Raw genomic sequence first — 15,221 nt, 5'->3', positions numbered from 1 at the left:
CTCTTCACCTCATTCAATACCATTCCAAATGTGTTATTGTACGTTCAATTTCAGGAAATGAATCGATGTACTCAAGTACACGATTCATTTCTTTTTCACAGATAACACGATTTGAGGATACGGAAACAATTGCAATTTCTGTACGTTGCCATACATCTTGGTGCCCAACTTCAGAAACAGCTACATTATAGCGCTGTTTCACACGAGTTAACACACGTTGTAAAATTGCACGTTTCTCTTTTAAAGAATGCACATCGTAAATCATACACTCGAATGAGAGTGAAGCGATAATCATCGCTTCACTTCTTCCATAATGTACGCTTCAATGATGTCCCCTTCTTTAAGATCATTATATCTCTCAATTGTAATACCACACTCATAGTTTTGTGCAACTTCTTTTACGTCGTCTTTGAAACGTTTTAACGTATCAAGTTGTCCTTCGAAAATTACTACGCCGTCACGGATAATACGTACGCCACTATCACGCGTAATTTTACCGTCTGTTACATAACAACCTGCGATTGTTCCAACTTTTGTTACTTTAAACGTTTGACGAACTTCTGCTTGACCGATTACTTTTTCTTCGAATTCTGGATCAAGCATACCTTGCATCGCTGCTTCAATCTCTTCGATTACTTTATAAATAATACGGTGTAAACGAATATCAACGTTCTCTAATTCAGCTGTACGCTTCGCGTTCACATCTGGACGTACGTTAAATCCAATTACAATTGCATTAGATGCAGAAGCTAAAATGATATCAGATTCTGTAATCGCACCTACACCAGTGTGAATGATTTTAACTTTTACGCCTTCAACATCAATTTTACGAAGTGATGCTGCCATCGCTTCAACAGAACCTTGTACGTCTGCTTTTACGATTAAGTTAATTTCTTTTACATCGCCCTCTTGGATTTGTTGGAATAAATCTTCAAGGCTTAATTTAGATTTCTCACCACGTTGTGCAACTAACGCTTCTTGTGCACGTGATTCACCAATTTGACGAGCTTTCTTCTCATCAGCGAATGCCATGAAACGATCTCCAGCCTGTGGTACTTCGTTTAAACCAGTAATTTCAACAGGAGTTGATGGACCAGCAACTTTTACACGACGACCAATATCACTTACCATTGCACGAACACGTCCGAATGAAGTTCCAACAACGATTGGATCTCCAACTCGAAGCGTACCGTTTTGAACAAGTAATGTCGCGATAGTTCCTTTACCTTTATCAAGCTGCGCTTCGATTACTGTACCAGTTGCATAGCGGTTTGGATTTGCTTTGTATTCTTCTACTTCACTTACAAGAAGGATCATTTCTAGTAAGTTGTCAATGCCTTCGCCTTGAATTGCAGAAATTGGTACGAAAATAGTATCTCCGCCCCAAGCTTCTGGAACTAATTCATATTCTGTTAGTTCTTGCATTACGCGATCAGGGTTTGCAGCTGGTTTATCCATTTTATTCACAGCAACAATAATTGGTACTCCTGCTGCCTTCGCATGGTTAATTGCTTCAACCGTTTGTGGCATAACACCGTCATCCGCTGCAACAACAAGGATTGTAATATCCGTTACTTGTGCACCACGAGCACGCATCGTTGTAAATGCTGCGTGACCAGGTGTATCTAAGAATGTAATCTTCTTATCGTTTACTTCAACTTGATATGCACCGATATGCTGAGTAATTCCACCCGCTTCGCCTGCAGTTACTTTTGAGTTACGAATAGAATCCAGTAATGTTGTTTTACCGTGGTCAACGTGTCCCATGATTGTAACTACAGCTGGACGTTCTTTTAAGTTCTCTTCATCATCTTGCTCATCAATGAATGTTTCAAACTCAGTCTCGCTCACAATTACTTCTTCTTCTACTTCAATACCGTAGTCGTTAGCAATTAACTCAATTGTATCTTTATCCAAGTCTTGGTTAATTGTTGCCATAATTCCAAGCATGAAGAGCTTCTTAATAATTTCAGATGGCTCTTTGCTTAATTTTTTAGCAAGATCTCCTACTGTAAGGCTTCCAGAGAAAGTAATTTTATCTGGTGTTTCTACAATTTGAGTTTGTTGTCTACCAGCAAAGTTCTCTTGACGTTTGTCTTCGTTTCCTTTGCCTTTTTTCTTTTTCTTATTGCTGTTCTTTTTACTGCGAACAACTTTTTCTTCTACTTCAAACTCATCTGCAACAGAAGGTTTTTCAGTTTGATATTCATTATCTAATTTATTTACTACTTCATCGTCTAACATTGTCATATGATTCGAAACCTCGATATTCATTTCTTTTAGTTTTGTCATAAGATCTTTACTTGAGATATTATGTTTTTTTGCATATTCATGCACTCGAATTTTACTCATACCTTCACCCCCGGTAATTTGTATCGAGCATGCTACGCAGCTTTTTCGCAAAGCCTTCATCTAACACAGCTACAACGACTCGCTCATCTCTCCCAATCGCATGCCCTAATTGTTGTCGATTTTCGACCTTTCTCATTGGTACGTTGTAGTACGTAGTTTTATCTGTGATGCGTTTTGTAGTATTTACTGACGCATCTTCAGATAGCAATACAAGTTTTGCTTTGCCACTTCGTACTTCTTTTAAAACGAGTTCTTCACCCGAAATAATTTTCCGAGCCCGGTTTGCTAGTCCTAAAAACGATTTCCAATCGGACACTTATTTCGACTCCTTCTCAACAAGCTCAAGAAGCTCTTCATATAAAGAACCGTCGATTTTCGCTTTTAGATGATGTTCCAAAACATTTTTCTTTTGAGCTTGAAGAATGCTCTCCTTGTCCTTCGACAAGTAAGCACCTCGTCCTGATTTTTTCCCAGTTAAATCAATGGACACTTCTCCCTCTTTGGAACGAACAATGCGAACGAGCTCTCGTTTTGATTTCATTTCTTGCGTTGCAACACATTTTCGTAACGGAACTTTTCGATTGCTCATACTCATCACCTCTATTCGATTTCGTCTTCCACTGAATCGAATCCAAATGCGATTACGCTATCTTCTTCTGTTACAATACCAAGTTGTTTCGCATCAGACTCACTCTTAATGTCAATTTTCCAGCCTGTTAATTTAGCTGCAAGACGTGCATTTTGTCCACGCTTACCGATAGCTAATGATAGCTGGTGGTCTGGAACAACTACTGTTGTCGCTTTTTCTTCTTCATCTACAAGTACTTTAACAACTTGTGATGGGCTTAATGCATTTGCAACATATTCAACTGGATCATTTGACCAGCGAACGATGTCAATTTTTTCACCTTTTAATTCGTCTACAATGCGTTGTACACGTTGCCCTTTTGGTCCTACACAAGAACCAACTGGATCAACATCAGTGTTCTCTGCATATACAGAGATCTTAGAGCGATCGCCAGCTTCACGTGCTACAGAACGAATTTCTACAGTTCCATCATAGATTTCAGGAACTTCCATTTCGAATAAACGTTTTAAAAGACCAGGATGTGTACGTGATACGTAAATTTGTGGTCCTTTTGTCGTTTTTTCTACTTTCGTAATGAATACGCGAATACGATCATGTGGTTTGTATTGCTCATTAGGCATTTGCTCACTTACAGGTAATAAAGCTTCTACTTTTCCTAAGCTTACATAGATGAAACGAGCATCTTGACGTTGTACAATACCTACCATAATATCTTCTTCACGATCACTAAACTCAGAGTAAATAACACCGCGCTCTGCTTCACGCACTCGTTGTGTTACAACTTGTTTTGCAGTTTGTGCTGCAATACGACCAAAGTCTTTTGGTGTTACTTCAATTTCTAGTACGTCACCATCTTGGTAGTTTGGATTAATTTGTCTTGCTTCCTCTACAGAAATTTCAAGACGTGGATCAAACACATTGTCTACTACGTCTTTACGTGCTAAAACTTGAATTGTTCCCACTTCTGGGTTAAAGCTCACACGAACGTTTTGTGCTTGATTAAAATTGCGCTTATAAGCAGAGATTAAAGCTGCTTCAATCGCATCAATAATAATGTCTTTGCTAATGCCTTTTTCAGATTCTAATACGAGCAAAGCATCTAATAACTCAGTGCTCATGAAGATCCCCCTTCTAACTAAAACGTAACAGCAAGTCGCGCATTTGCGACTTTATCCATCGAAATTTGGATTTCTTTTTTACGTGTTTTAATTGTTAATAATAATGTTATTGTTGTACCATCGTAAGAAAGCAGTTTTCCTTCAAACATCTTTTCACCATCAATCGGCTCATATGTTTTAATTGCCACTTGTTTTCCTACCGCTTGCTGGAAGTCTTTTTCTTTCTTTAATGGGCGTTCCGCTCCAGGAGATGATACATCCAAAAAGTAAAGATGAGGAATTGGGTCCTCTTTATCTAAAGCTTCGCTTAAACGTTCACTTACCGCACCGCATTCTTCAATGTCGACTCCCTTTTCAGAATCGATGAATACGCGTAAGAACCAGTCTTGTCCTTCTTTCACATACTCTACATCTACAAGTTCAAGATTTAACTCTTCAACGATCGGCTGCGCAAATGCTTCTACAACTTCTGTGACTTTCTTATCCATAAACAGCCTCCTTCCTGCCGTCATGTACCATTTAAAAGAAGAAGACCCCGCCAATTTAAAAACGGTCTATCTTATTCTTTCTCGTTAGCTAACAAAAGCCCCTGCTGTTCAGCAGGGATTATCTGTCTTAGTATTACCAAATTTAAGAAGTAAAACTTGTAACAAAATATGTATATACGACAGAAATCTTTTACCTATCTACGTAGATAAAACATAGATAGTAACACGAAAGAGTGGGTTTCCCCACTCTTTTCTTTACACAATATACATGACATGGTTATCTCGGTTAATAGTATATCATAGGAAATGTTGATTTGCAAAGACTTTTCCTACCTACTAGAACAGTGATAACTGGTTTTGATCTGGTAAGTCTCCTAAACAACCTTGGCTATCTAAATACTCAATAATTGTTTTCGAAACCTTACTTCGCTGTTGCAAGTCTTCTTTTGATAAGAAGTCTCCATTTTTACGTGCTTCTACAATACTTAAAGCTGCGTTTGTGCCAAGACCAGGTACTGCATTAAATGGAGGGATTAATGTATCTCCATCAATAATAAATTCTGTTGCATGTGAGCGGTATAAATCCACCTTTTGGAATGAGTATCCACGCTCACACATTTCAAGTGTCATTTCTAGTACCGTTAATAAACTCTTCTCTTTCGGCGCAGCATCGAGTCCCTTTTGAGCAATTTCATCAATTCTTGCACGTATAGATGCTGAACCTTTCGCCATTGCCTCTACATCAAAATCATCTGCACGAACTGTAAAATATGCGGCATAGAATAACAGTGCAAAATGTACTTTAAAGTATGCGATACGTACAGCCATAAGTACGTAAGCAGCCGCATGGGCTTTAGGGAACATGTATTTAATCTTCTTACATGAATCAATATACCAACCTGGTACATTATTATTTTTCATGTCTTCTTCCCATTCTTCCGGTACACCTTTACCTTTACGAACCGACTCCATGATTTTGAAGGCTAATGATGGATCTAGACCTTGATAGATTAAATATACCATGATGTCATCACGACAACCGATAACTTCGCTCAGCGTACATGTACCGTTATAAATTAACTCGTTTGCATTACCAAGCCATACGTCGGTACCATGTGATAGTCCAGAAATTTGGACTAACTCTGAGAATGTCGTCGGTTTTGTCTCTTCTAACATCTGTCTTACGAATTTTGTACCAAACTCTGGTATACCAAGTGTACCTGTTTTACAGTTAATTTGTTCTTCCGTTACCCCTAACGATTCTGGACCAGAGAAAATTTTCATTACTTCTGGATCATCCGTTGGGATTGTTTTCGGATCAATACCACTTAAATCTTGTAACATACGAATAACGGTCGGATCATCGTGTCCTAGTATATCAAGTTTCAATAAATTATCATGAATCGAGTGGAAATCAAAATGCGTTGTTCTCCATTCAGCACCAATTGAATCAGCTGGATACTGTATTGGTGAGAAATCAAAGATATCCATGTAATCTGGCACAACGATAATACCGCCTGGATGCTGTCCTGTTGTACGTTTTACACCGGTACACCCTGCTACTAAGCGATCAATCTCTGCATTTCGAATCGTTAAGTTATGATCATTTGCATAACCTTTTACATATCCGTAAGCAGTTTTTTCCGCAACTGTACCAATCGTTCCTGCACGATATACATAGTCTTCACCGAACAGTACTTTCGTATAGTTATGGGCACGTGGTTGGTATTCCCCGGAGAAGTTCAAATCGATATCGGGTACCTTATCTCCTTTAAATCCAAGGAATGTTTCGAACGGAATGTCATGTCCATCTTTTACATATGGAATATTACAAGCAGGACATTCTTTATCTGGTAAGTCAAAACCAGAGCCTACAGAACCATCATTAAAGAATTCTGATTGCTTACACTTCGGACATACATAGTGTGGTGGTAATGGGTTTACTTCTGTAATTTCCATCATCGTTGCAACAAATGATGATCCTACCGATCCACGCGAACCTACTAGATATCCGTCTACTAACGATTTTTTCACAAGCTTATGTGAAATTAAATAAATTACGGCGAATCCATGCCCAATAATACTTTTTAATTCTTTTTCTAAACGTGCTTCTACAATTTCCGGTAGCTCTTCACCATAAATGCTACGCGCCATTTTATAACTCATATCACGCGTTTCATCATCAGCACCTTCAATTTTCGGTGTGTATAGATCGTCTTTTACTGGATGCACATCACCAATTAATGACGCAATCTTTTGTGTATTTGTTACAACAACTTCTTTCGCTTTATCTTCACCTAAGAATGAAAAACATTCTAACATTTCATCAGTTGTACGGAAATGTACTGGCGGTAATGAATGTCGATTTAACGGATTGGCTCCGCCCTGCGAACTGACTAAAATTTTACGATACATTGCATCCTCAGGGTCTAAATAATGCACGTTTCCTGTAGCAACAACTGGTTTATCTAACGTCTCACCTAGTTTTACTAAGTTAGAAATAATTGTTTTTAATTGACCTTCGTCTCGAACAAGTTCACGTTCTACTAAATGACGCAACACCTCTGGAGGCATTACTTCAATGTAATCATAGAACTGGGCAATTTCTTCTACCTCTTCAGGTGCCTTTTGCATCATTGCCTCGAAAACTTCACCTTTATCACAAGCCGTTCCTACTAAAATTCCTTCACGGTATTTTTTTAATAGTGACCTCGGCACACGTGGTACACGGTAAAAGTAATTAAGGTGAGAATATGAAACAAGTTTATATAAATTTTTCAATCCAACATCTGATGTGGCAAGTAACGTCATATGACTTGGACGGCCACGCTTATACGCATCCCCTTGTCCCATGCTATCATTTAATTGATCGTGATATTCAAATCCCTTTTCAATTACGTCTTTCAACATTTTCACAAGTAAATATCCCGTAGCTTCTGTATCATAAATCGCACGGTGATGTTGTGTTAATTCAATATCAAGTTTTTTACACATCGTATTTAATCGATGATTTTTCATTTCTGGGAATAAGAATCGTGCAAGTTCTAACGTATCAATAACGGGGTTATTCGTTTTTTCTAGTCCAGCCTTTTTAAAACCTACGTTAATAAAGCCCATATCAAAGCTCGCATTATGGGCAACAAGTGTATGGTCGCCCATCCATTCCTCAAACTTTTTAAACACTTCGTCCACTTCAGGTGCATCAGTTAACATATCATCTGTAATACCTGTTAATTCAATGATCGTCGCCGATAATGGTTGATGCGGATTTGCAAAAGATTCAAAGCGGTCAATAATTTCGCCACCCTTTACTTTTACAGCAGCCAACTCAATAACTGTATCGTATACAGCTGATAAACCTGTCGTCTCAACGTCGAAAACAACATACGTTTCCTCTGCAAGTAAACGATGCGCTTCGTTATATGCTATCGGTACACCATCATTAACTAAATTTGCTTCTACACCATATATAACTTTAACTCCAGCCTTCTTCCCCGCAGAATACGCCTCTGGGAAAGACTGAGCCACGGCATGGTCTGTAACCGCAATAGCCTCATGTCCCCATTTACCAGCTTGAGCAACAAGCTTAGAAACTGGAGTGACAGCGTCCATTTGACTCATCGGAGTATGGAGATGCAGCTCTACTCGTTTTTCGCCTTCTGGTGCTTTATCTTTACGAGACGGTCCTGTGATTTCATTAATATCATTTGCAATCATTACTAAATCTCGAACGAATGTATCGTTTTGAACAGAACCACGCGCTTTCACCCACATTCCTTTTTTCAAGGATTGCAGCATTGGAATATCTTCTTTGTCACGCGAGAACATTTTGATCATAATAGAATCCGTATAATCCGTTATTTTTAAAGTTAATAACGTACGTCCACTACGAAGCTCTTTTGTTTCTACATGGAACACATATCCTTGAACCGTTTTTCTTCTTTCTTCATCTTGAATTTCTCGCATCGGTGTAATCTCTTCATCTGGCTTAATAAGATACCCGAGTGTAATCGGTCCTTCATACACAACGCTGCTTTCTTCAGCTTGCTTCTTCGCCATTTCTTCCATAGCTTGTATAACACGCTCGCGGTCTTCTTGCTGCGTTTGTTCACGAAACTTTTGCATTTCTTCTGTATTTTGCTGTATATGTGTGTCTAACTGAAAACGCGGGAATCCAAAAACTTCGTATTGATCCCCTACTGGTTTCGCAACGTTTTTCTTTAAAGCAGTAGACTCCAACTCGTTATTCACATTTATTAGCAACTTCACTCCATTCACCTGTGGAAGCTGCTTCTTTAAGTATGCGAACATAGGTGAAAATGTAATTCGTTCCGTACAAAGCGGCCAATACGCCCTCACTTCTTCTTCTGTAAATTGTTTATTCTCTGTTTCTAATGCAAATGTTGTTCTTGCAATATGAGAAAATGATTGCTTAAGCTTTGTTTCTAGCAATTCATATAATTCTGTAGGCAAAATACGTGGCACTTGTAAATCAAAATGCCAACTTTTATTCGCTTTATCAATAACGAGCCTTTCAATACCACCGCCTTGTAAATATTGATTTATAAGGTCGTCTGGTATTTGCAACTGCTGGAGCAAAATTTGAAATCGCTCTTGTTGTTCATTTGTTAAAGACATAAGCACTCTCCTTCCATTTGCTATTATAAATTGAAACGTACCACAAAGAAAGATTTCTCACCTCTTCTTTTACAAAATACGTTTACAAAGAAAGAGAAGGTACCCCATTACGAGGTACCTCTTCTTATTTTAAAATATTTGCAATATATGTTTGAAGTTCTTCTACTTTTACTTCTTCAGACTCACCTGTAGCACGTACTTTCACTTCTACAATACCTTCGTCTGCTTTTTTACCAACTGTAACACGAACTGGAAGACCAAATAAATCTGCATCTGCAAATTTAACACCTGCACGTTCTGCACGATCGTCTAATAACACTTCATAGCCTTGTTCTTGTAATGAGTTGTAGATATTTTCACCCATTTCACGTTGTGCATCCGATTTCATATTTACTGGAATTACATGCACATGGAACGGTGCTACAGCTTTTGGCCAAACTAAGCCGTTCTCATCGTTAAACTGCTCTGCAATTGCTGCCACTGTACGAGATACCCCGATACCGTAACAACCCATAATAAGTGGTTGTGTTTTTCCGTTTTCATCCAGGAATGTTGCGTTCATTGCTTCACTATAACGAGTTCCTAATTTGAATACATGACCAACTTCAATTCCGCGTGCAAAAAGAATTGTTCCGTTTCCATCTGGAGATTGGTCTCCTTCTTGGATGAAGCGTAAATCTGTATATTGACTTACTTTAAAGTCACGTTCTGGATTTACATTTACATAATGGAATCCTTCTTCATTCGCTCCTGAACATCCGTTAACAATTGATGCTACAGCATGATCAGCAATAATTTCGATATCACCTGTTACATTAATCGGTCCTAATGAACCAACTTCACAATTTAATAATGCTTTTACTTCTTCATGAGAAGCAAGCTCAACAACTGAAGCGCCGTATACATTTTTCACTTTCACATCGTTTACTTCGTGATCACCACGAACAAGTACCACTACTAATTTCTCATCTACTTTAAACACCATAGACTTAATGCACTTGTCAGCTGCAATGTTTAAGAATGCGGATACTTCTTCAATTGCTTTTTGGTCTGGTGTTGCTACTTTTTCAAGTGCTTTTTCTGCTTCGTCACTCTTCGTATACGTAGCTACAACAGGAGCCATTTCGATGTTTGCTGCATAATCAGATGTGTCAGAGTATGCAATTGTATCTTCACCAACATCAGATAATACCATAAATTCATGTGTATCTTTTCCGCCCATTGCTCCAGAATCAGCAATAACTGCACGGAAATTCAAGCCACAGCGAGCAAAAATGTTAGAGTATGCTTTATATAAACGATCGTATACTTCATCTAAGCTCTCTTGTGTAGCATGGAAAGAGTATGCATCTTTCATTAGAAACTCTCTTCCACGTAATAAGCCGAAACGAGGTCTTTGCTCATCACGGAATTTTGTTTGAATTTGGTATAATGTTAACGGTAATTTTTTATATGATTTCACTTCATCACGCACAAGATCCGTAATTACTTCCTCATGTGTCGCTCCTAATGCGAATTCACGAGCATTACGATCTTTCATACGCATTAATTCAGATCCGTAAGAATACCAACGACCTGATTCTTGCCATAATTCCGCAGCTTGCATAGCTGGCATTAATAATTCTACAGCTCCTGCGCGCTCCATTTCTTCTCGAACGATACGTTCTACTTTGTGTAATACTTTTAATCCAAATGGTAGAAAGCTATAAATACCAGAAGCATTTTGACGCATAAAACCTGCACGAAGTAATAGCTGATGACTCTTAATTTCAGCATCAGCTGGAACTTCACGTAATGTAGGACTGAATACCATACTTTGTTTCATTTATTTGCACCTCTTCATTTTACTCTTACACGCAGTAAAACCCCTCACCTCGAGTTAGGTGAGGGATTTTATTCTACGAGCTCTATTTCATTATAAGTTTCACTTTATTTTACAAGAAAAACTTACGAATGTCATTCCAAGTTACAACTAACATAAGTAACATTAATAATGCAAAACCAATAAAGTGAACCATTCCTTCTTTTTGGCGATCAATTGGTTTCCCTCGTAACGCTTCAATTAAGAAGAAGAATAAACGGCCACCATCTAAAGCAGGAACTGGTAATAAATTAAATAAACCAAGATTAATGCTTAGAACTGCAGCTAAACTTAGTACACGCGTAAACCCATAATCTACAACTTGATCTGTTAGATTATAAATTCCTACTGGACCTGATAACTCATTAATAGAAAATTGACCAGTTACTAATTTAACAAGAGATTCAAAAATTAGTTTCGTCCATTGGTACGTTTGTTCAAATCCTGATTTAATAGAACCCATTACTGTTTTCTCTACAGGAGAATACACACCGATTCTACCAACTTCGTCTTTTCCTTCTTTATCGAGTGTTGGCGTTACTTTCACATTAAACTGTTCATTATCACGCTTTACTTGTAACGTAATTTCTTTATTTGGGTTTTCACGTACAATAGTAACAACATCTTTCCATGTACTTGTGTTTTTCCCATCAATAGCTTGAATTGTATCATTCTCTTTCAATCCAGCTTGCTGTGCTGCACTGTTATCCATCACTTTTCCGACCATTGGTTTGTCAATAGGAACCCCTTGTACAAATCCAAGAATCACAAAAATAACAAATGCTAAAATGAAGTTCATTGCAGGACCCGCAAAGATTGTTAAAGCGCGTTGCCCTAGTTTTTTCGAGCCAAATTGTCTATTATACGGAGCAATTTGAATTTCTTCCCCCGCAGTAATAATACGAGCCTTTTCATTCACTCGGAATGTTTGAAGCTCTTCCTCGTACTCTTCATAGCCCGAAATTGTTAAATTATGCTCCAAATCAGCTTGTTCGACTTCAATAACACGAACATTTGGATACTTTTCATATCCATCAAAAACTAATTTCACAACTTCATCTTTTTCATTTAATACAAGGCCAACCTTTTTCCCAGGCTTTAACTCAACTGTGTCCGCATCCTCGCCGGCCATTCTTACATAGCCACCAAGGGGCAGTAATCGAATCGTATACACCGTTTCATTCTTTTCAAATGAGAATATTTTCGGACCAAAACCAATCGCAAACTCGCGGCATAAAATACCTGCTCTTTTTGCGAAATATAGATGCCCTAGCTCATGGAAAAATACGAGTGCACCGAAAATTAATATAAAGGCAATCGCTGTATTCAATTCCATAACCACCTTTGCTAAATTTGTTCCATCACAAACCGTCTTGTGGCCGCATCAATTTCCAAAATTTCCTCTAAGCTCGGTCGTGCAATGACATTGTGATGGTTCATTGCTTTTTCAATGAGGTCTTCCAATGTTAAGAAACCAATTCTCTTTTGTAAAAAGGCTTCAACAGCTACTTCATTCGCTGCATTCATTACAGCTGGCATACTTCCACCTGCTTTTCCAGCTTCATACGCAAAACGTAAACAACGGAATCGTTCTTGGTCCATTTTCTCAAAATGCAACGTCCCTATTTCCCATAAGTTTAACTGTTTTGTGTCTGAAAGAGGCAATCTATCAGGATATGTAAGTGCGTATTGAATTGGTACTCGCATATCAGGTGAACCAAGCTGCGCCATTACACTACGATCTTCAAATTCAACCATAGAATGGATAATACTTTCTTTATGTAAAACAACATCGATTTGCTCATAAGGGATACCAAAAAGCCAATGTGCTTCAATTACTTCTAGTCCCTTATTCATCATTGTAGCAGAATCAATTGTAATTTTCGAACCCATTGACCAGTTTGGATGTCGAAGCGCATCTTCTACGGTCACATGATGCAATTCATCCCTCGTTTTATCACGGAAACTTCCACCAGAAGCCGTTATAATAAGACGAGAAATTCTTTTTTCATTTTCACCATTCAAGCACTGAAAAATAGCCGAATGTTCACTATCTACTGGAAGTAACGAAACATTATGTTTTCGTGCTGCTTCCATTACAAGATGTCCTGCAGTTACTAACGTTTCTTTATTTGCAATTCCAATTGTTTTTTTCGCCTCAATTGCACGAAGTGTTGGTAACAACCCTACGCTACCTACAACAGCATTTACTACAATCTCCGCATCTGGATGTAATGCTACTTCTAAAAGTCCTTCACTACCATATACAATTTTTGTATTACCAGAAACAGATTGTAATTTTAAAACATCTTCCTCTCTTTGCACAGAGACGATTTGCGGAGAAAATTCTTGAATTACCTTTACTGCGTAGTCAATATTTTTCCCTACAGAAAAAGCAACGAGACGGAATTGGTCTGGGTGCGAGCGTAATACATCTAAAGTTTGTGTACCAATTGATCCGCTTGCACCTAATAAACTAATGTTTTTCATGACTCCAACCCCTCGTTCATTTATTAATTGTATTGTAATAAAAAGTAGAGAATTGGTAAAACGAATAACCAACTATCTGTTCGGTCTAATATACCACCATGCCCAGGTAAAATTGTACCTGAATCCTTTACGCCATAATGACGTTTAAAAGCAGATTGTACTAAATCACCAATTTGTCCAAAAATAGAAATGATAATTGTCAGCACAATTAAAATTACTACATTCGATTCGACTGGGAAGAACACGTTGTAAACAAGTGCCACAATAATTCCACAAACGATACCGCCTAATGAACCTTCAATCGTTTTATTCGGACTAATTTCTGGCCACAATTTTCTCTTGCCCAATGCTTTTCCTACGAAATATGCGCCTGAATCAGTAGCCCATATAACAAATAATGCGCAAAATACATATTTAATTCCTAATATTCTCGTTTCATTTAAATATAAGAATCCCATTGCCACATATGTCGTTGCCATCAGTAAAAATGAAGCATTATCAAAAGTAAATGTATTCTTAGAAAGGACTGTATATGATAAAAGTAATAAAACAATCACAAATGTGATTTCCAATTTACCTAATCCAATCCATGTAAACAGTTCTGATGCACTACTTGGAATTAAAAGAATCCACAATAATACTGCAGCTAAAACTGTCGGTACTGAAATAAGCGTAAGCTTATTCATACGAATTAATTCATATAAACCTATAGAAGCAAGTGCATACACTAAAACCGTAAAAGGCACGCCACCGTATATTACGATGGGAATGAATAGCGCGGCAGCAACCACTCCAGTAATAATTCTCTGTTTCACTATCAAACCCTCTCTTTCTACACGCCTCCGAATCTGCGCCCTCTATGTTGAAAGTCAGTAATCGCATTTAGCAAATGTTCTTCTTTGAAGTCTGGCCAATACACGTCTGTAAACCAAAACTCCGAATATGCAATTTGCCATAACATGAAATTACTAATACGTAGCTCTCCGCTTGTTCGGATTAACAACTCTGGATCAGGTAAAGAACTCGTCATTAAGTAGGAGGAAAGCATTTCTTCACTTACCTCTTCAGAACGAATTTTTCCTTCCTCATTATCTTTCATCATATGTTGCACAGCAGAAACGATTTCATCTCGACTTCCATAGTTTAACGCGAAATTAAGAATTAATCCCGTATTCTCTTTCGTATCTTCCATGGCTTTCTCCATCGCTCTGCGTGTATGCGTAGGAAGACGATCTTTTTGCCCTATTACTCGGACTTGTACGTTTTCTTCAATCAATTCTGGTAAAAATGTACCTAGAAATTCTTCTGGAAGCTTCATTAAATAATCAACTTCCTTTTTCGGTCTTTTCCAGTTCTCAGTTGAAAAAGCATAGAGAGTTAACACTTTCACATTAAGTTTACTTGCAAATTTTGTAATTTTCTTTACAACTTGCATACCTTCATGATGTCCCGCAATACGAGGCATTGCTCTCCTCTTTGCCCATCTTCCATTCCCATCCATAATGATGGCAATATGTTCTGGGATATATCCTTTTTTCACTTCTTCAACGAGATGATCAAACGATGTGTCCTTTTTACCTTTAAAAAAAGGAAAGTTTTTAAACATCATTCATACCCTCCAGCAAGCAGACGTATGCCTAAAAGTGTAAAAAGACCCCCTTAAGAAGAGGGTCATATTTGCGAAG

Annotated in this window: 12 protein-coding genes; all 12 read right to left on the bottom strand. The window is 38.0% G+C overall.

Going from position 1 to position 15,221, the window contains the following annotated elements; translation table 11 throughout:
* Positions 1-13 precede the first annotated feature (13 nt).
* The 12 genes from ACTFRM_RS18520 to uppS all read right to left on the bottom strand — a co-directional run bounded on the left by ACTFRM_RS18520 (position 14) and on the right by uppS (position 15,145).
* A complete protein-coding gene (locus tag ACTFRM_RS18520) occupies positions 14-295 on the bottom strand; it encodes a DUF503 domain-containing protein (RefSeq protein ID WP_000582363.1) in 282 nt (93 codons plus the stop codon).
* Positions 292-2,352, bottom strand: a complete 2,061-nt coding sequence (infB, locus tag ACTFRM_RS18515) for a translation initiation factor IF-2 (protein ID WP_000036343.1) — start codon at positions 2,350-2,352, stop codon at positions 292-294. Before infB ends, ACTFRM_RS18520 begins: the two co-directional genes overlap by 4 nt.
* A 4-nt stretch (positions 2,353-2,356) precedes the next feature.
* Positions 2,357-2,668, bottom strand: a complete 312-nt coding sequence (locus ACTFRM_RS18510; protein WP_001286523.1) for a YlxQ family RNA-binding protein — start codon at positions 2,666-2,668, stop codon at positions 2,357-2,359.
* Positions 2,669-2,941, bottom strand: coding sequence for an RNase P modulator RnpM (gene rnpM / locus ACTFRM_RS18505; RefSeq protein WP_000071127.1), 273 nt, complete (start codon positions 2,939-2,941; stop codon positions 2,669-2,671).
* A gap of 11 nt (positions 2,942-2,952) precedes the next feature.
* On the bottom strand, positions 2,953-4,059 hold the full coding sequence (gene nusA, locus ACTFRM_RS18500; RefSeq protein ID WP_000102604.1) for a transcription termination factor NusA: 1,107 nt from the start codon (positions 4,057-4,059) through the stop codon (positions 2,953-2,955).
* Between the two features lie 17 nt (positions 4,060-4,076).
* Positions 4,077-4,547: a ribosome maturation factor RimP gene (gene rimP / locus ACTFRM_RS18495; RefSeq protein WP_000359096.1), complete on the bottom strand. Its 471-nt coding sequence runs from the start codon at positions 4,545-4,547 to the stop codon at positions 4,077-4,079.
* 336 nt (positions 4,548-4,883) lie between these two features.
* Positions 4,884-9,185: a PolC-type DNA polymerase III gene (locus ACTFRM_RS18490; protein WP_000060005.1), complete on the bottom strand. Its 4,302-nt coding sequence runs from the start codon at positions 9,183-9,185 to the stop codon at positions 4,884-4,886.
* 124 nt (positions 9,186-9,309) lie between these two features.
* Complete coding sequence (locus ACTFRM_RS18485) at positions 9,310-11,010, bottom strand: proline--tRNA ligase (protein WP_000814299.1); 1,701 nt, start codon at positions 11,008-11,010, stop codon at positions 9,310-9,312.
* A 109-nt stretch (positions 11,011-11,119) separates the two neighbouring features.
* A complete protein-coding gene (gene rseP, locus ACTFRM_RS18480) occupies positions 11,120-12,376 on the bottom strand; it encodes an RIP metalloprotease RseP (RefSeq protein ID WP_001090243.1) in 1,257 nt (418 codons plus the stop codon).
* A 17-nt stretch (positions 12,377-12,393) separates the two neighbouring features.
* Positions 12,394-13,536, bottom strand: coding sequence for a 1-deoxy-D-xylulose-5-phosphate reductoisomerase (gene dxr, locus ACTFRM_RS18475; protein ID WP_088321980.1), 1,143 nt, complete (start codon positions 13,534-13,536; stop codon positions 12,394-12,396).
* A 23-nt stretch (positions 13,537-13,559) separates the two neighbouring features.
* Positions 13,560-14,351, bottom strand: coding sequence for a phosphatidate cytidylyltransferase (gene cdsA / locus ACTFRM_RS18470; protein WP_000813592.1), 792 nt, complete (start codon positions 14,349-14,351; stop codon positions 13,560-13,562).
* A gap of 17 nt (positions 14,352-14,368) precedes the next feature.
* A complete protein-coding gene (uppS, locus tag ACTFRM_RS18465) occupies positions 14,369-15,145 on the bottom strand; it encodes an isoprenyl transferase (RefSeq protein WP_000971296.1) in 777 nt (258 codons plus the stop codon).
* Positions 15,146-15,221: the final 76 nt, after the last annotated feature.

Source organism: Bacillus cereus group sp. MYBK227-1 (assembly GCF_051916325.1).
In the GTDB taxonomy this organism is placed as follows: Bacteria; Bacillota; Bacilli; order Bacillales; family Bacillaceae_G; genus Bacillus_A; species Bacillus_A cereus.
This window is presented reverse-complemented; position numbering and strand designations above follow the sequence as displayed.

What these genes read in the sequence shown, in the direction of transcription:
- rimP (WP_000359096.1), bottom strand. Translation starts at nt 4,547, where the DNA reads ATGGATAAGAAAGTCACAGAAGTTGTAGAAGCATTTGCGCAGCCGATC.
- ACTFRM_RS18485 (WP_000814299.1), bottom strand. Translation starts at nt 11,010, where the DNA reads ATGAAACAAAGTATGGTATTCAGTCCTACATTACGTGAAGTTCCAGCT.
- dxr (WP_088321980.1), bottom strand. Translation starts at nt 13,536, where the DNA reads ATGAAAAACATTAGTTTATTAGGTGCAAGCGGATCAATTGGTACACAA.
- ACTFRM_RS18520 (WP_000582363.1), bottom strand. Translation starts at nt 295, where the DNA reads ATGATTATCGCTTCACTCTCATTCGAGTGTATGATTTACGATGTGCAT.
- infB (WP_000036343.1), bottom strand. Translation starts at nt 2,352, where the DNA reads ATGAGTAAAATTCGAGTGCATGAATATGCAAAAAAACATAATATCTCA.
- ACTFRM_RS18490 (WP_000060005.1), bottom strand. Translation starts at nt 9,185, where the DNA reads ATGTCTTTAACAAATGAACAACAAGAGCGATTTCAAATTTTGCTCCAG.
- uppS (WP_000971296.1), bottom strand. Translation starts at nt 15,145, where the DNA reads ATGATGTTTAAAAACTTTCCTTTTTTTAAAGGTAAAAAGGACACATCG.
- nusA (WP_000102604.1), bottom strand. Translation starts at nt 4,059, where the DNA reads ATGAGCACTGAGTTATTAGATGCTTTGCTCGTATTAGAATCTGAAAAA.
- rnpM (WP_000071127.1), bottom strand. Translation starts at nt 2,941, where the DNA reads ATGAGCAATCGAAAAGTTCCGTTACGAAAATGTGTTGCAACGCAAGAA.